The following is a 21,706-nucleotide window of genomic DNA, read 5'->3' as shown; positions in this document are numbered from 1 at the left end:
CTATCCGGTAGGTAGGCGCTCGCCCTCGGCAGATTAGCAGGAAGGAAACACATTCCGGCCGCGCCATTGATCTGGCGCAGTTGACTTTGCATGGATTCACTGTGCAGCTGATCTACATCATTGGCCACTCGCGCCCGAACCAGAATGCTCCTATCATCGGTTCGTGCGCTTCACGACAAGGTAGAGACCATGCGCCCCATCGTCATCGTCCCCGCGTGCACGCGTGATTTCGGCGAACATCCTTATCACGCGGCCCAGTACAAGTATGTCGACGCCGTCGACCTCGGCGCCGATTGTGCGCCCATGATCCTGCCCTCGCTGGGCGAAGCGCTCGACCTGGAAACGGTGCTGGCCCTGTGCGACGGCATCATGCTGACCGGCTCGGCCTCGAACGTGCACCCCAGCTACTATTCCGAGGAAGTGCTCGACCCGTCGCTGCCGCAGGACCCGGCGCGCGACCTGACCACGCTGCCCCTGGTCCGCGAGGCGGTCAAGCGCGGCATCCCGATCATCGCGATCTGCCGCGGCTTCCAGGAGATGAACGTGGCCCTTGGCGGCAGCCTGCACCAGGCGGTGCAGACCGTGGCCGGCAAGTTCGACCACCGCGAGAATCCCGAACTCGGCATGGACGAGCAGTACGGCGACGCCCACAACGTCACACTCTGTCCCGGCGGCTGCCTCGAGGCCATGCTGGGGCAGTCCGAGATTCCGGTGAACTCGCTGCACGGCCAGGGCGTCAACGAGCTCGCCCCCGGCTTGCGCGTCGAAGCAGTCGCGGAAGATGGGCTGGTCGAAGCCTTCTCGGTGCCTGCCGCGCCCGGCTTCGCGCTGGCGGTGCAGTGGCACCCCGAGTGGCGCATCCAGCACAACCCGTATTCGATGAAGATGTTCGGCGCCTTCGGCAAGGCCTGCCGCGAATACCAGGCGCAAAAACAGGCCCAACTGCACACCCGGCTGCGGAGCAGTGCATGAACACGTACACCCCCGGGATGGCCTATTACTGGGTGACCAGTGCGGTTCCCTAGCTTCCCTGCCTGAAGTGAGCAGCGCCGCCGGCCGTCGCCGGTCTTGCGCCCGATATCGACACAGACAGTGAGGCAATCATGGCAATCCGCGACAATTTTTCTTACACCGACATGGAGGAGTGGCTCAACGCAAAGCGGGCCACCGAAATCGAGTGCCTGGTCCCCGACCTGACCGGCGTTGCCCGTGGAAAGATCCTGCCCCGCGCCAAGTTCACCGAAGACCGCGGCATGCGCATCCCCGAAGTGGTGCTGGGCATGACGGTCACCGGCAATACGCCCGAGCGCGACGAATCCTATAACCGCGCCATCGCGGCCACCGACCGCGACATGATCCTCAAGGCCGACCCCACCACCATCACCATGGTGCCCTGGGCGGTCGATCCCACCGCCCAGGTCATCCACGACTGCTACTTCTCGGACGGCAGCCTGGTCGACTACGCGCCGCGCAGCGTGCTGCGCCGCGTGCTCGGGCTCTATGCCGAACGCGGCTGGACACCGGTGGTGGCGCCGGAACTCGAGTTCTACCTCACCGCCAAGAACATCGATCCCAACCTGCCGCTGTCCTCGCCGGTGGGCCGCAGCGGCCGCGCCGAGACCAGCCGCCAGGTCTACAGCATCGACGCCGTCAACGAATTCGACCCGCTGTTCGAGGACATCTACGACTACTGCGAGATGATGAACCTCGACGTCGATACGCTCATCCACGAGATCGGCGCCGGCCAGATGGAGATCAACTTCCTGCATGGCGACCCGCTCAGCCTGGCCGACAAGGTGTTTTACTTCAAGCGCACCCTGCGCGAGGCCGCGCTCAAGCACGAGATGTACGCCACCTTCATGGCCAAGCCCATGGCCGACGAACCCGGCTCGGCGATGCACGTGCACCAGAGCGTGGTCGACGCGAAGAGCGGCCGCAATATCTTCAGCAACCCCGACGGCACCGCGGCGCCGGCCTTCCGCCACTACATCGGCGGCCTGCAGCGCTACATGCCATCGGCGATGGCGATCATCGCGCCTTATGTCAATTCCTACCGCCGCATCGTGCGCCATTCGGCCGCGCCGATCAACCTGCAGTGGGGCATGGACAACCGCACGGTGGGCTTCCGGGTGCCGGTGTCGGGCGCGCAGGACCGGCGCGTCGAGAACCGCGTGATCGGCGCCGACGCCAATCCCTATCTTGCGCTGGCCGTCACGCTGGCCTGCGGCTACCTGGGCATGCTGGACGCGGTCGAGCCGGGCGAGATGGTCGACGTCAGCGCCTACGACATGCCGGTGGAGCTGCCGCAGGGCCTGTCCGAGGCCATCACCCTGTTGCGCCGCGAAGACCGCCTGCGCGAGGTCCTTGGCGAACGCTTCATTGACGTGTACTCTGCAGTAAAGGACCTCGAGCACCAGGAATTCATGCGTGTCATCAGTCCGTGGGAGCGCGAGCACCTGCTGCTGCACGTCTGACTGGGGTCCACATACATGGGAGCCAGTCATGACCACCAATACCCCGGTCGCCTCGTTGCGCGTCACCGCACCCGAGGCACAACAGACCCATCAGGAAAGCTATGACACCCAGGAACTGCAGCGGCTCGACAGCGCGCACTTCCTGCACCCGTTCACCGACCATGCCGCGCTGAGGGAGCGCGGCGCGCGCGTGATCGTACGCGCCGACGGCGTCTACCTGTGGGATTCGGAAGGCAAGAAAATCATCGACGGCATGGCCGGCCTGTGGTGCGTGAACGCGGGCTACGGTCGCGCCAGCATCGCCGACGCGGTGCATGCCCAGATGCTGCAGCTGCCCTTCTATAACAGCTTCTTCAACACCACCAACGTGCCGGCGGTGAAGCTGGCGACACTGCTGGCGCGGCTCGCGCCGCCGCAGTTCCAGCACGTGTTCTTCACCGGCAGCGGCTCGGAAGCGAACGACACCATCGTGCGCATGGTGCGGCGCTACTGGCAGCTGGCCGGGCAGCCCGGCCGCGACGTGATCATCAGCCGCCACAACGCCTACCACGGCAGTACCATGGCCGGGGCCTCGCTGGGCGGCATGGCGGGCATGCACGCGCAGGGCGGCTTGCCGATTCCCGGCATCGTCCATATCGGCCAGCCGCATTATGCGGAAAGCGGGCGCGGCATGAGCGAAGCCGAGTTCGGCCTGCTGGCCGCCGGCTGGCTGGAAGCGAAGATCCTCGAAGTCGGCCCGGAGCGGGTGGCGGCCTTCATCGGCGAGCCGGTGCAGGGCGCGGGCGGCGTCATCATCCCGCCTGGGACCTATTGGCCGGAAATCCAGCGCATCTGCAACAAGTACGACATCCTGCTGGTGTCCGACGAAGTGATCTGCGGCTTCGGGCGCCTGGGCAACTGGTTCGGCTGCGAGCTGATGGGCTTCCAGCCCGACCTGATCGCCTTCGCCAAGGGCGTCACCTCGGGCTACGTGCCGCTGGGCGGGGTGCTGGTGGGCGGGCGCGTGGCGCACACCCTGATCGACAAGGGCGGCGACTTCAACCACGGCTTCACTTATTCGGGCCACCCGGCCGCCTGCGCGGCGGCGCTGGAGAACCTGCGCATCATCGAGACCGAAGGCCTGGTCGAGCGCGTGGCGCTGGAGACCGGCCCGCACCTGAAAGCCTGCTTCGCCGCGCTGGCAGCGCATCCGCTGGTGGGCCATGCCGAGACCTGCGGCCTGGCGGCGGGGCTGAACCTGGTGCGGCGCAAGGGGGCCACCGTGCACGACTGCGAAGCCTTCCCGGCGGAGCACGCGGTGGGGATGGTCTGCCGCCAGCACATGTTCGACAACGGCGTCATCATGCGCGCGGTCGGCGACCGCATGATCGTCGCGCCCCCGCTGTCGATCACGACGGCGCAGATCGACGAGATGCTCGAGCGGATTGCGTACTGCCTGGATCTGACGCTGGAAGAGGTGGTACGGCGCGGCTGGATGGATTAAGCGCCGGTGGCGCGCTGTGAACCTGGGTTCCGACCATTACCCCAAAGACCGTCATCCCCGCGCAGGCGGGGATCCAATTCCGTTGCGTCGTGCCGGCTCAGGCCTTCGCCCCCACGATATGCTCGGTCGGCACACCGCCATTCCTGAACACCTGCGGCGCCAGCGAGCCCGCGAACATGCCGATAAAGGCTGCCAGCAGTCCGGCCAGCTGGCCCGGGAAGTGCTCGCCCCAGGTGGTCACGCCTTCGAAGAACAGGAGCCACACCAGGATGCCCGCGCCGATCGACACGATCGCGCCCTGGGTGGTCGCGCGCTTCCAGTACAGGCCCATCACCAGCGGCACGAAGGCGCCGACCAGGGTCACCTGGTAGGCGCTCGACACCAGTTCGTAGATCGAGGTGCCTTCCATCGCGATCGCATAGATCAGCACCATGGCCGCGAAGATCACGATGGTCAGGCGCATCGCGGCCAGCTTCTGGCGGTCGCCCATGCCGGGCTTCAGGTTCAGCAGGATGTTCTCGACGAAGCTGGTCGACGGCGCCAGCAGGGTGGCCGAGGAAGTGCTCTTGATCGCCGACAGCAGGGCGCCGAAGAACAGGATCTGCATCACCAGGGGCATCTTGGTCATGATGAAGGTCGGCAGCAGGCGCTGGTAGTCGTTCTTGGCGATCTCCATGGCCGAGCCGCCCATCACCACCACCGCCGCGGCGACGATGAACATCGGCACGAAGGCGAACAGGATGTAGCTGGCGCCGCCGATCACGGCGCCGGTGCGCGCGGTCGGCGCATCCTTGGCCGACATCACGCGCTGGAACACGTCCTGCTGTGGAATCGAGCCGAACATCATGGTGACGGCCGCGCCGATGAAGAACATGATGTCGGTGAAGCTCGGCTCCGGCAGCACGCGCCACAGGTCGGCCTGCTGCGCCATCGCCAGCACCTTGTCCGGGCCGCCGGCCAGGTCGGCCGCGAAGAAGGCGATGATGGTCATGCCGACCACCAGCACGATCATCTGGATGAAGTCGGTGATCGCCACCGCCAGGAAGCCGCCCACCACCACGTAGATCAGGACGGCCAGGGTGCCGATCACCATGCCGGTGGCCGGGGCCATCGCGCCATTGGTGAGCACCGTGAACACCAGGCCCAGCGCGGTGATCTGCGCCGCCACCCAGCCCAGGTAGCTGAGGATGATCGCCACCGAGCAGAAGACCTCGATGCCCCTGCCGTAGCGCTGGCGGTAATAGTCGCCGATGGTCAGCAGGTTCAGTTTATACAGCTTCGAGGCGAAAAACAGGCCGACCAGGATCAGGCACATGCCGGCCCCGAACGGGTCCTCGATGATGGCGTTCAGGCCGCCCTGCACGAACTTGGCCGGCACGCCCATCACGGTCTCGGCGCCGAACCAGGTCGCGAAGGTGGTGGTGATGACCATGATCAGGGGCAGGCTGCGGCCGGCCACGGCGAAGTCGCTGGTATTCTTGATCCGCGTGCCCGCCCACATCCCGAGTCCCAGCGTCCCGAGCAGGTAAAGCGCGACGAAAACGATCAAAGTGGTGTTCATGCGGTGGGATTCCGGAAGAAGAAAGTTATCGGGCGGAAAATCCGCGATTATAAAGGCAGATCTGGCGCTTGGATCAACTTTGCCAGGATTTGCCATCGAGTGTTGCTCAACTGGAAAGGAAAACTGACATGTCGGACAGCCGCATCTCCACCACATCCTGGCACGACCGGGCCGCAAGCCTGGCCATCGACGGCCGCGCTGTCATTGACGGATTCCGGGTCGATGCCCGCGCCGGCGCCCGCTTCGACTGCCTGTCCCCGGTCGACGGCCGCAAGCTGGCCGAGGTGGCGCGCTGCGACGCGCCCGATGCCGATGCCGCCGTCGCCAGCGCCCGCGCCGCCTTCGAGGACCGCCGCTGGGCCGGCATGGCGCCCGCCGCGCGCAAGCGCGTCCTGATCCGCTTCGCCGACCTGATGCTGGCGCACCGCGACGAGCTGGCGCTGCTGGAAACCCTCGACATGGGCAAGCCGATCCGCTACAGCCTGAGCGTGGACGTGCAGCTGGCCCAGAACTGCATCCGCTGGTACGGCGAAGCGATCGACAAGCTCTACGACCAGGTCGCGCCCACCGGCGCGGACAGCCTGGCCCTGATCACGCGCGAGCCGGTCGGCGTGGTGGCGGCCGTCATTCCCTGGAACTACCCGATGCTGATGGCGGCCTGGAAGATCGGCCCGGCGCTCGCCGCCGGCAACAGCCTGGTCCTGAAACCGTCCGAGAAAGCGCCCCTGAGCGCGCTGCGCCTGGCCGAGCTGGCCCTGGAGGCGGGGGTGCCGCCCGGCGTGTTCAACGTGCTGCCCGGCCATGGCAACGAGGTCGGCAGCGCGCTCGGCCTGCACATGGACGTCGATTGCATCGCCTTCACCGGCTCGACCCGGGTCGGCAAGCAGATCCTGCAGATGGCCGGGCAATCGAACCTGAAGCGCGCCTGGACCGAACTGGGCGGCAAATCGGCCAACATCGTCTGCGCCGACTGTCCCGACCTCGATGCCGCCGTGGACGGCGCGATCGGATCGATCTACTTCAACCAGGGCGAAAGCTGCAACGCGCCCTCGCGCCTGTTCGTCGAGGCCGCGGTCAAGGACGCCTTCCTGGAAAAAGCGTTGGCGCGGATGGGGCGCTATGCGCCGGGCGACCCGCTGGATGAAGCGACGGTGATGGGGGCCATCGTCGACCCGCTCCAGATGCAGACGGTGCTCGGCTATATCGAGGACGGCAAGGCCGCCGGTGCGCGCCTGCTGGCCGGCGGCAAGGCGGCGCGCCAGGACAGCGGCGGCCTGTACATCGAGCCGACCCTGTTCGACGGCGTCGACCCCGGCATGCGCATCGCGCGCGAAGAAATCTTCGGCCCGGTGCTGTCGGTGCTCTCGTTTACCGATCTGGACGAGGCGGTGCGCCAGGCCAACGCCACGCCCTACGGGCTGGCGGCGGCCGTCTGGACCGCCGACATGGGCAAGGCGATCCGCACCTCCCGCGCCCTGCGCGCGGGCACGGTGCACGTCAACCAGTACGACAACGACGACATCACGGTGCCCTTCGGCGGCTACAAGCAGTCGGGCAACGGGCGTGACAAGTCGCTGCATGCCTTCGACAAGTACACGGAACTCAAGACGACCTGGATCCAGGTCGGCTGACCGGGCCGCCCTCAGATCGCCATGTCGCGCAGGATTTTCGAGGCGTCCCGGTTCGCCCCCAGCACCGTTCCGTCGCGCATGTGGATCTGCAGCTGCGACTGGTCGTCCGCGCGCATCGAGTCGACGAAGTCGAGGTTGACCAGGGCCGAGCGGTGGATGCGCACGAAGCGCGCCGGGTCGAGCTGGGCCTCCAGGTCGGAGATGCCGATGCGGACCAGGAAGGTCTGGCCACGCGCCGCGATCACCGTGTACTTGGAATCGGCCTTCATGTATGCGATCTCATCGAGCGCGAGCGGGAAGATGCGGCCGCGGTCGCGCACCAGGATCCGTTCCAGCCGCGCCGGGGGCCCGTTCTTCGCATGCGTCAGGGCGCTGTCGAGCGTGTCCCGTGCCTGGGCCGTCCCGTCGAGCAGGCGCGCCACCGCCGCCGCGAAGCGCGCCTGCGTGAAGGGCTTGAGCAGGTAATCGACCGCGTGCAGTTCGAAGGCCGTCACCGCGTACTGGTCGTAGGCGGTGGTGAACACGATCTGCGGCAGGTAGTCGAGCCGGCGCAGCACGTCCAGGCCGCTCATTTCCGGCATCTGGATGTCCATGAACACGACCTCGGGCCGCAGGCGCGTGATCCGGACCAGGGCTTCGGCGCCGTCGGCCGCCTCGCCCACCAGGCGCAAGCCGGGATGGCCGTAGATGGCGTCGCGCAGCACGTCGCGCGCCAGCGGTTCGTCTTCGGCGAAAAAGGCGGTCTTGGTGTTCATGCGTAGCTTTCCTCGGGTGCAGTCAGGTGGGCGGGAATGGTCACCGACACGCAGAAACCCTGGCCCGGCGCGCACTGCACGCGCAGCGCGGCGCGGCTGCCGTAGTCCAGCTGCAGGCGCCGCTCGACGGTGCGCAGGCCCAGGCCGGATGAGGTGGCGATCAGCGCCGGGTCGGCGCCCGGGCCGCTGTCGCGCACGCTCATGGTCAATGCGCCGCTGGCGGGGTCGCGCCGGGTGCGGATGCACAGGATGCCCGGCCGGCTGTGCGGGTTGAAGGCGTGCTTGATGCTGTTCTCGACCAGCGGTTGCAGCGACAGGGCCGGCAGCGGATGGTCGCCGGCGTCCGGGTCGAGATCCCAGTCGACGTGCAGCCGTTCGCCCAGGCGCAACTGCTCCAGCTCGAGGTAGTCGCGCACGAAATCGAGTTCGGCATCGAGCGTGACGCGGTCGCTGCCGCCGCGTTCGGTGTCGAGCACGTAGCGCAGCATGTCCGAGAACTGGAACAGCGCGGTCTCGGCGGCGGCCGGGTTGCGCTGGGTGAGCGCGATGATCGAGTGCAGGGTGTTGAACAGGAAGTGCGGATTGAGCTTGTTGCGCAGGGCGCTCAGCTCCGAGGCGATCACGAGGTTCTGCGCTTCCTTCATCGCCAGCGCCTGGCGGTGCGCCGCCTCGTAGGCGCGGATCAGGTGGAAGATGCCGGCGCCGAGCAGGTAGGTCATGACGTGGTAGAGCAGTGGCCACACGTACCAGCTGATCGGCCTGGCGATGCTGAACATGATCCAGAACGGCATCTGCGAGACGATCGAGAAGGCAAACGCAGTCACGATGTGCAGGCCGATCATGCTGGGGAAGCGGTAGCCGCGGCGTTCGAACAAGCCGCTCAGCGGCCAGGCCAGCGCCAGCAGGGTGGCGGAGGGAAGCAGGCTGGCGAAGGTCAGCAGCCAGCGCGGCCCGTCGAAGCGGCCGTCGGCGAGCCTGTCCAGCTGGTCTGCGAAGGACAGGAACACCCCGTAGATCGCCCAGCTGGCGATGTAGATGCGCCACATGAGGGAAAGGCGGACCGGTGTGGAAGTTGCTGTGTTCATGGCGCGAGTATCGCCCTGCTCGGGGTGGGATGGGCCGGCCATGTCACGAATTGCGGGATTCGCGATCCTGAATGCGGAAATGCGGCGCCGGCCACGAGGCGCATCGCCGATCGCCCCTCAGGGGCAGGGCAGGGTGATGGTCAGCCGGGTGCGGCCATGGCCGGTGTCCATGCTCGCGCTGCCGCCCTGCACTTCGGCCATCAGGCGGACCGAGTAGGTGCCCAGGCCGTTGCCGCCGATCTTGCCCGATGGGGCGTACTTCTCGAAGAAGCGCTCGCGCGCCGCCGGCGGCACCTCGCCGGCGTTGTCGATCGTGACGTGCAGCTTGCCGTAGCCCGGCGCGATGCCCACGCTGACCCGGCCGCCCGGGGGCGAGGCCTCGATCGCGTTCTTCAGCACGTTGTTGAACAGCGAGTAGCACAGCAGCGGCTCACCCAGGCAGGTGACGCCCTCCGGTTTGTCGTAGGCGACCTGGACCTCGTCGCCGTCGAAGGCAAAGCGCATCTGCTGGCAAACCCGGGCCAGCATCTCGCCCAGGTCGAAGGCTTGCAGCGCCGGCTGGTAGCTGCCTTGTTCCATCTTGTAGACGTCGAGGCTGCGGTTGATCATCTCGAGCGCGTTCTCGGCCGCGGTCTCGATCATGTGCGCCTGCTCGCGCTGAGCTTGCGTGAGCGGGCCGGCCAGCAGCGCCTGACTGCCGTGCAGGGCCACGGCGATCGGGCTTTTGAGGTCGTGGCGCGTGATGCGCTCGACGTCCTCGCGCAGGCGCGCGTTCTCGATCAGCAGTTCGTTCTGGCGCTTGACGTCCTGCATGGCGGTGGCCAGCAGCAGGTGCGCCGACAGGCGCGCCTTCAGGATGGTCGGATCGGCCGGCTTGGACACGTAGTCCACCGCGCCCAGGCGCAGGCCGGCGACCACGTCCTCGGTGCCGTCGCGCGCCGACAGGAAGATGATCGGGATGTGCGCCGTCTTCGGATTGGCCTTCAGCCGGCGGCAGGTCTCGAAGCCGTCCATGACCGGCATCATGATGTCGAGCAGGATCAGGTCGATGTGGAAGGCATCCGCGATCTCGAGCGCCTTCCTGCCGCTGATCGCCACCTTGATCGCATACTCGTCCTTCAGCACGCCGGCCAGCACCTCGATGTTGGTGGGGATGTCGTCCACGATCAGCACCGTCGATTTTTTCACCCGCTCGGCGATCGGCGCATCCAGGCCGATCACGTTCGATTCGGGCAGCAGGGCGGGCGCGGGGGCCGCAGCCGGCGCCGGCGTCGGGGCTGGCGCGGGCGCCGCCGAATGCGGGCGCGCGAACGGGCCGGGTGCGCTCTCCAGTGGCACGCCCAGCATGCCCATGAACTTGCAGGCGAAGCTGTGCACCGTGAAGGGCTTGATCATGTACGCGTTCACGCCGGCCTGCAGCGCAGTGCGCACCGACTGCGGGTTGGCTTCCGCAGTGAGCATCATGAACGGCGTGCCGGTGTAGCGGTGATCGGTGCGCATCCACTTGAGCAGGTCGATGCCGCTCATGACCGGCATGCCCCAGTCGCCGACCACGATGTCGATCTGCTGCTTGCGCATGAGGTCTTGCGCAGTCTTGCCGTTATCGGCCTGGAACACGTTCAGGAAGCCGAGTTCCGCCAGCACCTGGCGCACGTGGGTGCGGATCAGGAGGTAATCGTCGACGATGAGGATGGCAGCGGACTTGTCCATGATGTTCTCGTACTGAAGTAGATGAAGTTTAGCAACTTCTTGGCAAGCCGCATACGGCAGAAGCGCCCGATTGTTGTATGCATGACAGCACCGATCGCTGCCGGGATCGCGACCGCGACGGGCGCCGGCATCGCCGGGGGGCGGCCGTAGGATAATCATGCGTTTTGGGATCGATACCATGCACATCCGTCCTGTCGCCAGCGGCGAAGAAGACGCATTACTGGCCGTCTTCCAGTCTTCCGTGCGCGGCCTGGCCAGCCGCGACTACACGTCCGAGCAGATCGAGGCATGGGCGCCGGCGGCCGCCGACGCCGCCTGGCGCATGCAGTGGAACGCCCGCATCCGTGCGAACCGTCCGTGGGTGGCCGAGGTCGACGGCCGCCCGGCCGGCTTCGCCGACCTGCAGCCATCGGGCTACATCGACCAGTTCTTCGTGGCGGCCGAATACGCCGGCCAGGGTGTCGGCGCGGCGCTGATGCGCCATCTGCACGAGGTGGCACGGTCCCTGGAGATCGGCGAACTGTGTGCCGATGTGAGCCTGACTGCGCAGCCATTCTTCCGGCATGCCGGCTTTCGCCTCGACAGCGAGCAGGTCCCGGTCGTACGCGGTGTCGCACTGCGTAACGCGCGCATGCGCAAGACATTGTCCGTGTAGACCGGGCTCCGCTCCGTATCACGCGGACGACCGCATTCGCAAGCGCCTGGCCCCCATGCGAGAAAAATACAACGCAGCAAAACTGCGTCAGAGTTCGTGTTTTCACAGGAGAAGCCGAACAATATATGCATGTCGACACGCAGAACGATACAATATTTTTAACAACTATTGAGCAGTCTCATTGTCTCCAAGGATATAGTTCCTGCCAACCGGCTCTACCGTCGGGGATAGAAAGATGCACCGATCGAAGTACATTTCTCTGAGAGACAAGACAACATGCACACTCCCGTGTTCACACTGCGTAGCGTCGTCGCCATTGCGGCGCTGGCGCTCGCCGGTTCGGCCTTCGCTGCCGGGCAGGAAGGCCAGACCGTTGCCAAGGACCGTGTCACCGGCAAGCTCCGCAACGCCACCGCCGCCGAAGTCAAGGAATTGAACGAGCAGCGCAAGGCTGCGCAGGCCGCACGCAAGGCCGAGCGCCAGGCCGCCGGTGCCCCGGCGACCGGCGTCGCGCGCCTGCAGCAGAACGGCATCGTGGCAGCCCACGTCGACGAAGAGTCGATCATGTACTCGGTCGTGCACCGCACCGCGGACGGCAAGCTCGAACGCGAATGCGTCCACGGCAAGAGCGCCGCCGAATCCAACCTGAGCAGCCCAGTGTCCACGCAATCGAAGGAGCACCAGCATGAAGTTCAATAAGCGCCCAAGCCTGACCCTGGTGGCCGCGGCCCTGGCCCTGGCATGCGGCGCGTCGGGCTCGGCCCAGGCAGCTGCCCAGATCGTGATCAACAACCTGAATGCGCCGGGTGTCGGCTTCAACGACACGACGCCGGCCACGCCGGTCGGCGGCAACATCGGCACCACCCTCGGCGAGCAACGCCTGATCGCGTTCAAGCACGCGGCCAACATCTGGGGCGCCACCCTGACCAGTTCGGTGCCGATCGTCATCAACGCGCAGTTCATTCCGCTGTCCTGCACCGCCACCAGCGCCGTGCTGGGCAGCGCCGGCGCCACCCAGGTGTTCGCCGACTTCCCCGGCGCGCCGAAGGCCGGCACCCTGTATTCGTACGCACTGGCCAACAAGCTGTACGGCAGCGAAATCTCGGATACCCCGGGGCCGCAGATCAACGCCAGGTTCAACTCCGAACTGGGCAAGTCGAACTGCCTGGCCGGCAGCGCGTTCTACCTCGGCCTGGACGCCAACGAAGGCAGCAACATCGACTTCGTCGCCACCCTGCTGCACGAAATGGGCCACGGCCTGGGCTTCCAGACCTTCACCAATGGCGCCAGCGGTTCCCAGCTTGCCGGCTACCCGTCGGCCTGGGACCACTACCTGCTCGACAACACGACCAACAAGCTGTGGGTCGACATGACCAATGCCGAACGTGCCGCATCGTCGCTCAAGCCGTCCGGCCTGTCCTGGACCGGCCCGCGCGTGACCGCGGCGGTGCCGTCGGTGCTCACGGCCACGCCGCAGCTGCGCGTGATCGGCGCCGGCGCCGGTTCGCCGGGCGGCGACCTGTATGCGGTGGGCGAAGCCGCGTTCGGCCCCGCGATCGACAAGTCGCCGCTCACCGGGCAGATCGCCCAGGTCGCCCTGCAGGCGGACAGCCCGGGCTCGGCCTGCACGCCGTTCAACGCCGCCAACACCCAGGCGGTGCGCCGCAAGATCGCCCTGGTCAGCCGCGGCACCTGCGGCTTCACGGTCAAGGTCAAGAACGCCCAGGACGCCGGCGCGATCGGCGTGATCGTGGCCGACAACGCACCGGGCCCGGTCACCGGCATGGGCGGCGCCGATCCGTCGGTCACCATCCCGTCGCTGCGCGTGACGCAGGCCGACGGCGCCCTGATCGCCGCCAGCCTGACCAAGCCGAACGGCAATGCCAACGGTACCGTGGCCAAGTTCGAGCGTTCCAAGAGCGCGATCTCGGGCGCCGATGCGCAGCGCCGCATCACGATGTTCACGCCTGATCCTTACCAGCCGGGTTCGTCGGTGTCGCACTACAACACCACCGCGACCCGCAACCAGCTGATGGAGCCGTCGATCAATGCCGACCTGACCCACTCGGTCACGGCGCCGACCGACCTGACGCTGGAACTGTTCAAGGACATCGGCTGGTAATCGCCGCCTCCGCACGAACCCGAACCGCCTGCATGCGCAGGCGGTTTTTTTTCGACTGGCGGAAGATCAGAAGATGAAGTCGCTCATCGTCGGCACCCCCGTGGTGCCGTACATGGCGAACACCATGTCGGTGTCGCTGGTGTAGTTGCCGTCGCCGTTGACGTCCACCAGCATCCAGCCATCCTTGGCGCCCCACATGGCGAAGGCGACCGAGCGGTTGGTGCCGTTGTCGTTGAACACGCCGACGCCATCCTTGAGCGTCGATTGCAGGATGTGGTCGGTGTTCGAAGCCACGGCAAGCCTGGCAAAGCCATCCCGGTTGGCGCCGGCCGCCAGGTGCAGGCCGGACAGGTCGATCTTGTCCACCCCGACCTGGAAGTCGAAGACCGTGTCGAAGCCGCTGACCTGCTTGCTGTTCTGGGTGGCCCAGACCAGCTGCGAATCGCTGGCCTTGGTGAACTTGATGACGTCCTGGATCTGCTCGTAACGGTACAGCAGCACCTCGTCCTTGCCGGCGTTGCCCTGGAAGACCACGCCGGTATCGGTGGCCTGGCACACGTCGACGCCCTGGCTGCCGATGTAGGTCAGCGCCGTCTTGGCCGCGCCGGCGCTGCGGCCGACGCCGTCGATGTAGATGTTGCCGCTCGAGCCGGAGGCGTCGATGGTCGTGAGCGTGTCCGAATAGACCCGCGCGATGTCCACGCTGGCGTCGCCCGTCACCTGGAGCGTCTTGCTGCCCGCGGCGCGCAGGTAGGAGAAGCTGTTGACGTAGTCGGCCGCGACCCGGGCTTCGTTGCCGGGCGTGGCCGGGTTGTCGGCTTCGAGCTTGTCGACGGTGGAATGGAGGGCAATCGTCTCGATGCCGCTGGTCTCGACCGTGTTGGCCTGGACCTGGCCGGTGATCCTGCCTTCGGCGCCGGCGTCGTTCGCGGTCATGCTGATGCTCAGCCTGTCGTTGCTGCCGGAGGCATCCTTCATGGTGAACTTGATGTCGGCGCCGATCACCAACTGGTCGGCCGGCTTGCCGGCGAGGTCGAGGTTGAGGTCCTGGCTCACCATCTCGATGGTCGAGTCGGCCCTGCCGTTGGTGAAGCTCACCGGGCCGTTCAGGCGTGCGTGGGTATGCAGGGTGGTGACGCTGCCGACCCGGTCGAGGTCATAGCTGCCCTTGCCGCTCGAGAAGTCGAGGGTCTCGAAGTTGCTGTAGACCGGGGTGCCGGAGGTGCCGAGCAGGGCGGCATCCTTGATCACGATGGTATCGAGGCCGGCGCCGCCGTCGACCTTGGCGCCGCTCAGGGCGAGCTGGACGAAGTCGTAGTGGTCGTTGCCGGCGCCGAGATCGACCACCGCGTTATTCGCCAGGGCTCCGAGCATGGTGAGCTTGTCCACGCCCGAGCCGCCCTTGACCGCCAGGCCTGCCGCGCTGGCCACGGTGAGCGTGTTCGCACCGCTCGACTGCGAGGCGTCGATGGTCGTCAGGGAGGCGATACCCGAGACGTCGGCGCTGAACTCGCCTGCGCTGGCCAGGCGCATGGCCGCCAGCTTGTCGTCCGCCGCCAGCGCGGTGGTGGTCAGCTGGAGGACGCTGGCGTTGTCGATATTCAGTGCGGTGGCCTTGGCGGCGGCCAGGTTGACGTTTGATCCGGCGCCGTCTTCCCCGCTGCCGACCTTCAGGTTGAGGGTCCTGGCCGCGCTATCCGTGACCGTCGCGCCGTTGCCGACGCCGTTCAGGTGCAGGGCCAGGCTGTGGTCCGCCGTGCTGTTGTTGATGGTCGCGGCCTGGTTGGTGTTGGCCAGGCCGACGGTGGTGAGCGCATTGCCGGTGAACGTGGCTGCGGCGGTGTTGCCGCTGGTGTACACCGTGTGACCGCCATGCGTGGTGATGGCGCCGCTGCTGGTCTGGACGTTGAGCTCGACCTTGTCGCCGACCTTGACGTTGACGGCGCCGCCGGCATCGATGGCTACCTGCTGCAGGTCGGCGAACGCCGACAGGTCGTAGGCGCCGGCATTGCCGACCGCGCCCCCCGTGCCGATGACGAGTTCCTGGATATTGGTCAGCGTCGCCCCGGCCGGCGGGGTGGCCGCAAGTAAGCTGCCCTCGTCCATGACGAGCAGCGCGTTGCGGCCGCCGCCGCCGTCGATGCTGTCGTTGGCCGAGAAGGTGGCGGCGTTGGCGTGGTAGACGTCGTCGCCGCCGCCGCCCTTGAAGGCAAGGCCGCTATCGGCATTGGCGCTCAGGGTGAACATGATCGGCGCCTTGCTCGCCGCGACAAAGTCCGCGGCCGACGCGTCCAGCCTGGCGAGCGCCGTCGCCAGCGATGCGTCGGTGGTGACGGCCGACGTCAGCTGCTTGGCGAATGCCAGCGCGTCGCTACCGTTGTAGGCGGCGCTTTCGGGATGCAGGTCCAGCACGCCGGTGAAGCCGGTCGCAAACTTGACCTTGTTCTGGAAGGCGACCAGGTCCGCGCCCTGTGCGCCGCCTGCAATGGCGGTGACCACGCCGTCCACCGTGATCTGGTGGTCGTCGAGCGTCTTGGCCCAGTAGTCGAGGCCTGCCGGCTCGCCGTCGCGTCCGAACAGGTTGCGGTAGACGGTGTTGACCACGGTGCGGTTGTCCTTGCCGCCGTAGACCGACACGTATTCATCCGAGGAGGCGAAGGCGGCGGAGACGGCGGCCGTGTCGCCGCCCTGGGATGCGACGACGCCCTGCCAGTATGCCAGCCCGGCCGGATCGGCGGGGCGGTTGTAGTAGGCGACGTACAGTTGTTGGATTGCGGTTTCGTAGTTGGCCATGCTGTGCTCCAGAGCGTTCGGTTCGTCGAGTGGCGACGGTCACATGCCTCGCCCGATGAGAAACATTCTGGCATGGGCATCGTGCGATTACCGCCCCCTCCCGAGGGGGAACTCAGATGGGTATGCACCCTGTCTGCATGCGCCGCGCCGCGGCGTCCGGCACGAACGAAAGAGCCGGTTATACTCGCGGCGGCAGCACCCCATTCGCATGCAACGCACAGGAGGAACAAGGATGTTCAGTCACGTCATGGTAGGGTCGAACGATATCGCGCGCTCGAAGCGTTTCTATAACGCGGTACTGGGCACGCTCGGTGTGGGAGAGCCCGTCGAGAACAAGGCGCCGACCGGCCAAGCCCGCCTGTTCTATCGGCACGAGGGCGGCAGCTTCGGCGTCTCGGAGCCGATCAATGGCGACGCCGCGCGCTGCGCCAACGGCGGCACCATCGGTTTCAAGTGCAGTTCGCCCGAGCAGGTGCGGCAGTTCCATGATGCGGCAGCACCTGCGAAGACCCGCCCGGCCTGCGCGAGGGCAGCATGGGAAGCCTGTACCTGGCCTACGTGCGCGATCCGGACGGGAACAAGCTCTGCGCCGTGCACCGCCCGAAATAAGTTCGGCTGGCGCTGCGCTGTCTGACGGATGCCGGGCACGGGATAGCGAATTTGCGTAGGGTGGTCGGCTCGGCCGACCGCGCGTTCAGCGCCGGCATGCGATGCAGATGGACCCTAGCCGTAGCTGCGCAGGATCGTGTAGACGCCGTCCGTTGACGCGAGCAGCGCATAGCCGCGCACGTCCCACGCTACCGGCGCGCCTTGTGCGGGCAGCGTGGCGCCGCCTGCGCGGCGCGCCAGCGTCACGTGCGGACGGTAGCGGCGCGCTTCCGGCTGCAGGCCGAGGGCCACCAGCGCCTCCGACAGACGCGCATGCAGGGCGGCCAGCCCCGGCGGCGTGCGCTCCGGCTCGAGCACCGCGATCCCGTTGTGCCACAGCGTCGCGTGGGTAAGTTCCAGACGGAAGGGCTCGAAGGGCACGTCGACACCGTCCAGCAGTTCGGGCAGGCGTTCGCTCGGCAGGCTGCCGAGGAAGTGCAGCGTCACATGCAGCTTGTCGGCCGGGACGGGGCTGGCGCCCTGCGGCCAGCCACAGGCGTCGCGCCACTGCAGCAGCAGATCGCGCAGCCCGTGATCGGGCCACAGGGCCAGGAACAGACGGGTCGTGGATGATGGCGCCGGTCCGTCCATGGCGTCTCCTTAGAAGCAGTGCTCCGGCGCCGGGAAGCTGCCGTCCTTGACCGCCGCCACGTAGCTCGTCACGGCGGCGTCGATGCTGGTCTGGCCATCCATGAAGTTGCGCACGAAGCGCGCCTTGCGGCCCGGGAACACGCCCAGCAGGTCGTGCATCACCAGCACCTGGCCGGAGCAGTCCGGGCCGGCGCCGATGCCGATGGTCGGAATCGACAGCAGTTCGGTGACTTCCTTGCCGAGTGCGGCCGGAATCGCCTCCAGCACCACCAGTGCGGCGCCCGCCGCCTGCAAGGCCAGGGCGTCGGCCTTCAATTGCTCGGCCGCGGCGTCGGTCTTGCCCTGCACCTTGAAGCCGCCGAAAGCGTGCACGAACTGCGGCGTCAGGCCGATGTGGGCGCACACCGGAATGCCGCGCTCGACCAGGAAGCGCACCGTCTCGGCCAGCCAGGCGCCGCCTTCGATCTTGACCATCTGGGCGCCGGCGCGCATCAGGGTGACGGCATTGTTGTAGGCCTCGACCGGGGTCGTGTAGCTGCCGAAGGGCATGTCGGCCAGCACCAGCGCCAGCTTGGCGCCGCGTGCGACCGAGGCCGTGTGGTAGGCCACATCGGGCACCGTCACCGGCAGCGTCGAATCGTGGCCGGCGCAGACCATGCCCAGCGAATCGCCGATCAAGAGCACGTCGACCCCGCAGCGGTCCATCAGCGAGGCGAAGCTGGCGTCGTAGGCGGTCAGCATGGCGATCTTGTCGCCGGCGGCGCGCATGGCCAGCAGCGCGGGCGCGGTGACGGCCTTGCGGACGGGTTTCGGGGCATCGTTGGCGGCCGGATCCTGACCCTGCAGGTAAGCGCTCATGGAAATCCTTTTAAGACGGTCGTACGGAAACGCGTAGTGTAATGCCCCGCGCGCAAACGCGCAGGACCTTCTTCAACCGATCTTCTCGACCGCCTGGCTGGCGACCAGCGGCAGGTAGTCGCGCACCGGGCCCAGGCCGGGGATGACGATGTCGGGTGCGATCTCGGCCAGCGGCGCCAGCACGAAGCCGCGCTCGTGCATGCGCGGGTGCGGCACGGTGAGCGACTCGGTGGCGATGCGCTGGTCGCCGTACAGCAGCAGGTCGAGGTCGAGCGTGCGTGGGGCGTTGCGGTAGGGGCGCTCGCGGCCATGCGCCTGTTCGATGTCCTGCAGCGCCGCCAGCAGCCCGTGCGGATCGCAAGCGGTGTCGATGCAGGCGACCGCGTTGATGTAGTCTGGGCCCTTGGCGTCGACCGGCGCGGTGCGGTACAGGCCCGAGGTTTCGATGACCGTGGTGCCGTCCAGCCGGGCGAGCCGGCGCAGCGCATCGAGCACGTTGGCCTGGGCGTCGCCCAGGTTGGCGCCGATGCCGACGTAGGCGATCATTCCTCGCCGCCGCCCTGGGGCTGCGATGCTGCGCCGTCGCCGCCGCTGTTGCCACGACGGGGGCCGCGGCGCGGCGCACGCTTGCGCTTCTGCGGTTCGCCGCTGCGACCCGGCGCGCCTTCGCGCGCCGCGCCGCGGTCGCGCTGGTTGGCGGACGCCAACAGGGCTTCGCGCTCGCCGCCTTCGGCCGCGTAGAACGCGGTCCACCATTCGCCGACCTCGCCCGGCAGTTCGCCCGATTCGCAGCGCAGCAGCAGGAAGTCGTAGCCGGCGCGGAAGCGCGGGTGTTCGAGCAGCTTGAACGGCGCCTTGCCGGTGCGGCGCTCGAAGCGCGGCTGCATGGCCCAGATGTCGCGCATGTCGGTGGCGATGCGGCGCTGCAGGGCCAGGTTCTCGGTCTGGGTGTCGAGCACGTCGTCGGCCGCCAGGTGCAGCGCCGGGATCGGCGCTTCGCCGGCGGCGCGGTAGGCATTCCATTTTTCCAGCACCTGGTGCCACAGCAGCGAGGCGAACAGGAAGCCGGGCGAGACGCCCTTGCCGGCTTTTACCCGGCCGTCGGTCGATTCCAGCGCCAGGGTGACGAACTTCATGCCGATCGGCTGTTCCAGCACCACGTCCAGCAGCGGCAGCAGGCCGTGGTGCAGGCCGGCCGAGCGCAGCTCTTTCAGGCAGGCCAGCGCATGGCCCGACAGCAGCAGCTTGAGCATTTCGTCGAACACGCGCGCCGCCGGCACGTTGTCGATCAGGGGGGCCATGACCGGAATCGGCGCGCGCGTGGTCGGCTCGATGGTGAAGCCGAGTTTCGCGGCGAAGCGCACCACGCGCAGCATGCGTACCGGATCTTCGCGATAGCGCGCCTCCGGCATGCCGATGATGCGCAGCAGCTTGGCGCGGATGTCGTCCATGCCGCCGTGGTAGTCGTGCACCGTCTGGGTGGCCGGGTCGTAATACATGGCGTTGATGGTGAAGTCGCGGCGCGCCGCGTCTTCGTGCTGCGGACCGAAGTTGTTGTCGCGCAGGACCCGTCCGTGCTCGTCCTTCGGCGCGTTGTCGCTGCCGTTGCCGCGGAAGGTGGTCACCTCCAGCAGGTCCTGGCCGAACATCACGTGCACGATCTGGAAGCGGCGCCCGATGATGAAGGCGCGCCGGAACAGGCGCTTGACCTGCTCGGGCGTGGCATCGGTGGCGATGTCGAAGTCCTTGGGCTTCACGCCCAGCAGCAGGTCGCGCACGGCGCCGCCCACCACGAAGGCCTGGAAGCCGGCTTCCTGCAGGGTCTGGGTGACCGTGATCGCGTTACGCGACACGTTGCGCGGGTCGATCTTGTGTTCTTCCGGCCCCAGGATGAGCGCCTGGGTCGGGTCGCGGCCGTCGTCTTTTACGCCGAGGATCTTGCGGATGAATTTCTTAATCATTGAAGAGATGAATGGTTGGCCAACCCTGCGATTGCGCGTGGGCGGCGAGCTTGGCGCTCGGGTTGGTGGCGACCGGATGGCTGACGATCGACAGCAGCGGCAGGTCGTTGTGCGAGTCGCTGTAGAAGTGGCAGCGCTCGAACGCATCGAAGCTGTGCCCGAGGCGCGCCAGCCATGCGTGCATGTGGGTGATCTTGCCCGGGCCCGAGGTCGGGGTGCCGGACAGCTTGCCGGTCAGCTTGCCGCTGGCGTCGACTTCCGGCATCGCGCCGATGTGGTGCGCCACGCCGAAGCGTGCCGCGATCGGCGCCGTGATGTAGTGGTTGGTGGCGGTGATGATCGCCACCAGGTCGCCGGCTTCCTGGTGCTCGCGCACCAGTTGCAATGCCTGCGGCCTGATCGCCGGCTCGATCACTTCCCGCATGTAGCGGGCGTGCAGGGCGTCCAGTTCGGCGCGCGGGAAGCGCGCCAGGGTGCCGAGGGCGAATTCGAGGTATTCCACGGGGTCGAGCACCCCCGCCTGGTACTGGGCGAAGAACTCGTCGTTACGGCGGCGGAAGGCGATTTCGTCCACCGCCTTGATGCGGACCAGGAACTCGCCCCATTCGTAGTCCGAATCGATCGGCAGCAGGGTGTGGTCGAGGTCAAACAGCGCAAGGTTTTTCATTCTTTGGGTTCCGACTGCTGGTTTTCTTGCAGCAACAAATCACGCAGCAGCGGCAGGGTGACAGGGCGCTGGGTCTCGAGCGAATACTGGTCGAGCGCGTCCAGCATCGTCGCCAGCGACCGCATGTCGCGCTTGAAGTGAGACAACAAATAGGGTAACACGCTGGCCGACAGCGTCAAACCGCGCGCTTCGGCGGCCTGGGTGAGGGCGGCGATCTTTTCGTCGTCCGACAGGCCCTTGATCTGGTACACCAGGCCCCAGCCCATGCGCGTGCGCAGGTCTTCGCGCACCCCCAGCACCCCGGGCGGCACCGGGCCGGTGCTGACCATGTAGGCGCCGTGCTCGCGGATCTGGTTGAACAGGGCGAAGGCGTCGATCTGGCGCTGCGGCGAGAGGCGGTCGCAGTCGTCCAGCAGATACAGGGTCACGTCCTCGGCATGGACGAACTGGTCCTCCGGCGCGTCGAACGGGATGTAGCGCGAGGCCGGGCTGGCCGCCAGCGCCTGCAGCAGGTGGGTCTTGCCGGCGCCGGTGTCGCCCCACAGGTAGGCGAAATGCTCGCGCGAAGCACGCTGCGCGAACTGGTGCATCAGGTGCGCCAGTTCGGCATTCTCGCCCACCTGGAAGGTGTCGAGGCTGTGCGCCGGATCGGCGCCTAAATCGAGCACCAGCTGTTTCATCGCGTTGGAGTCACGTTAAAAAAATCATATGC

At 67.1% G+C, this 21,706-nt stretch carries 18 protein-coding genes and 1 pseudogene; 8 read left to right on the top strand and 11 right to left on the bottom strand.

Annotation, left to right across the window (positions count from 1 at the left end):
- Window positions 1-189: 189 nt before the first annotated feature.
- From IM543_22250 to IM543_22240, 3 genes are all read left to right on the top strand, one after another.
- Window positions 190-972, top strand: coding sequence for a gamma-glutamyl-gamma-aminobutyrate hydrolase family protein (locus IM543_22250; protein ID QOY94175.1), 783 nt, complete (start codon window positions 190-192; stop codon window positions 970-972).
- A gap of 131 nt (window positions 973-1,103) precedes the next feature.
- Window positions 1,104-2,474, top strand: a complete 1,371-nt coding sequence (locus tag IM543_22245; protein ID QOY94174.1) for a glutamine synthetase — start codon at window positions 1,104-1,106, stop codon at window positions 2,472-2,474.
- A 28-nt stretch (window positions 2,475-2,502) separates the two neighbouring features.
- Window positions 2,503-3,957 carry an aspartate aminotransferase family protein gene (locus IM543_22240; GenBank protein ID QOY94173.1) on the top strand — a complete coding sequence of 485 codons (1,455 nt, stop codon included), beginning with the start codon at window positions 2,503-2,505 and terminating at the stop codon, window positions 3,955-3,957.
- Window positions 3,958-4,054: 97 nt separating this feature from the next.
- Here the strand turns inward: IM543_22240 and IM543_22235 are convergent, their stop codons facing one another.
- On the bottom strand, window positions 4,055-5,518 hold the full coding sequence (locus IM543_22235) for a sodium:solute symporter family protein (protein QOY94172.1): 1,464 nt from the start codon (window positions 5,516-5,518) through the stop codon (window positions 4,055-4,057).
- A 143-nt stretch (window positions 5,519-5,661) separates the two neighbouring features.
- Between IM543_22235 and IM543_22230 the strand changes: the two genes are divergently transcribed.
- Entirely contained in the window at window positions 5,662-7,149 is a 1,488-nt protein-coding gene (locus tag IM543_22230; GenBank protein ID QOY96815.1) for an aldehyde dehydrogenase, read from the top strand.
- An 11-nt stretch (window positions 7,150-7,160) separates the two neighbouring features.
- Here IM543_22230 and IM543_22225 read toward each other — a convergent pair whose 3' ends face one another.
- The 3 genes from IM543_22225 to IM543_22215 all read right to left on the bottom strand — a co-directional run bounded on the left by IM543_22225 (window position 7,161) and on the right by IM543_22215 (window position 10,699).
- Entirely contained in the window at window positions 7,161-7,904 is a 744-nt protein-coding gene (locus IM543_22225; protein ID QOY94171.1) for a response regulator transcription factor, read from the bottom strand.
- Window positions 7,901-8,950, bottom strand: a complete 1,050-nt coding sequence (locus IM543_22220) for a histidine kinase (protein QOY96814.1) — start codon at window positions 8,948-8,950, stop codon at window positions 7,901-7,903. The genes IM543_22225 and IM543_22220 overlap by 4 nt, the downstream gene beginning before the upstream one ends.
- Before the next feature lie 156 nt (window positions 8,951-9,106).
- Window positions 9,107-10,699 (bottom strand): response regulator, encoded by a 1,593-nt coding sequence (locus IM543_22215; GenBank protein QOY94170.1) that lies wholly within the window; start codon window positions 10,697-10,699, stop codon window positions 9,107-9,109.
- 178 nt (window positions 10,700-10,877) lie between these two features.
- Between IM543_22215 and IM543_22210 the strand changes: the two genes are divergently transcribed.
- From IM543_22210 to IM543_22200, 3 genes are all read left to right on the top strand, one after another.
- Entirely contained in the window at window positions 10,878-11,354 is a 477-nt protein-coding gene (locus IM543_22210; GenBank protein QOY94169.1) for a GNAT family N-acetyltransferase, read from the top strand.
- A gap of 276 nt (window positions 11,355-11,630) precedes the next feature.
- On the top strand, window positions 11,631-12,053 hold the full coding sequence (locus IM543_22205; GenBank protein ID QOY94168.1) for a hypothetical protein: 423 nt from the start codon (window positions 11,631-11,633) through the stop codon (window positions 12,051-12,053).
- Window positions 12,040-13,476, top strand: a complete 1,437-nt coding sequence (locus tag IM543_22200; protein QOY94167.1) for a peptidase — start codon at window positions 12,040-12,042, stop codon at window positions 13,474-13,476. Before IM543_22205 ends, IM543_22200 begins: the two co-directional genes overlap by 14 nt.
- A 66-nt stretch (window positions 13,477-13,542) precedes the next feature.
- Here the strand turns inward: IM543_22200 and IM543_22195 are convergent, their stop codons facing one another.
- On the bottom strand, window positions 13,543-16,269 hold the full coding sequence (locus IM543_22195; protein ID QOY94166.1) for a DUF4214 domain-containing protein: 2,727 nt from the start codon (window positions 16,267-16,269) through the stop codon (window positions 13,543-13,545).
- Between the two features lie 232 nt (window positions 16,270-16,501).
- On the opposite strand from IM543_22195, the pseudogene IM543_22190 reads away from it, so the two are divergent.
- A pseudogene (locus IM543_22190) lies at window positions 16,502-16,878 on the top strand (VOC family protein).
- A 114-nt stretch (window positions 16,879-16,992) separates the two neighbouring features.
- On the opposite strand, the gene thpR reads toward IM543_22190, so the two are convergent.
- The 6 genes from thpR to hda form a co-directional block, all read right to left on the bottom strand.
- The gene (gene thpR / locus IM543_22185; protein ID QOY94165.1) at window positions 16,993-17,508 is read right to left on the bottom strand and encodes an RNA 2',3'-cyclic phosphodiesterase; all 516 of its coding nucleotides are present in this window, start codon (window positions 17,506-17,508) and stop codon (window positions 16,993-16,995) included.
- Between the two features lie 9 nt (window positions 17,509-17,517).
- Window positions 17,518-18,366, bottom strand: a complete 849-nt coding sequence (panB, locus tag IM543_22180; protein QOY94164.1) for a 3-methyl-2-oxobutanoate hydroxymethyltransferase — start codon at window positions 18,364-18,366, stop codon at window positions 17,518-17,520.
- Between the two features lie 72 nt (window positions 18,367-18,438).
- A complete protein-coding gene (gene folK / locus IM543_22175) occupies window positions 18,439-18,912 on the bottom strand; it encodes a 2-amino-4-hydroxy-6-hydroxymethyldihydropteridine diphosphokinase (protein ID QOY94163.1) in 474 nt (157 codons plus the stop codon).
- Window positions 18,909-20,327 carry a polynucleotide adenylyltransferase PcnB gene (gene pcnB, locus IM543_22170; protein ID QOY94162.1) on the bottom strand — a complete coding sequence of 473 codons (1,419 nt, stop codon included), beginning with the start codon at window positions 20,325-20,327 and terminating at the stop codon, window positions 18,909-18,911. Before pcnB ends, folK begins: the two co-directional genes overlap by 4 nt.
- Window positions 20,320-20,994, bottom strand: a complete 675-nt coding sequence (locus IM543_22165; GenBank protein QOY94161.1) for an HAD family hydrolase — start codon at window positions 20,992-20,994, stop codon at window positions 20,320-20,322. The genes pcnB and IM543_22165 overlap by 8 nt, the downstream gene beginning before the upstream one ends.
- Window positions 20,991-21,674: a DnaA regulatory inactivator Hda gene (gene hda, locus IM543_22160; protein QOY94160.1), complete on the bottom strand. Its 684-nt coding sequence runs from the start codon at window positions 21,672-21,674 to the stop codon at window positions 20,991-20,993. The genes IM543_22165 and hda overlap by 4 nt, the downstream gene beginning before the upstream one ends.
- Between the last annotated feature and the right edge of the window lie 32 nt (window positions 21,675-21,706).

The organism is Massilia sp. UMI-21 (genome assembly GCA_015277795.1).
In the GTDB taxonomy this organism is placed as follows: Bacteria; Pseudomonadota; Gammaproteobacteria; order Burkholderiales; family Burkholderiaceae_D; genus Telluria.
This window is presented reverse-complemented; position numbering and strand designations above follow the sequence as displayed.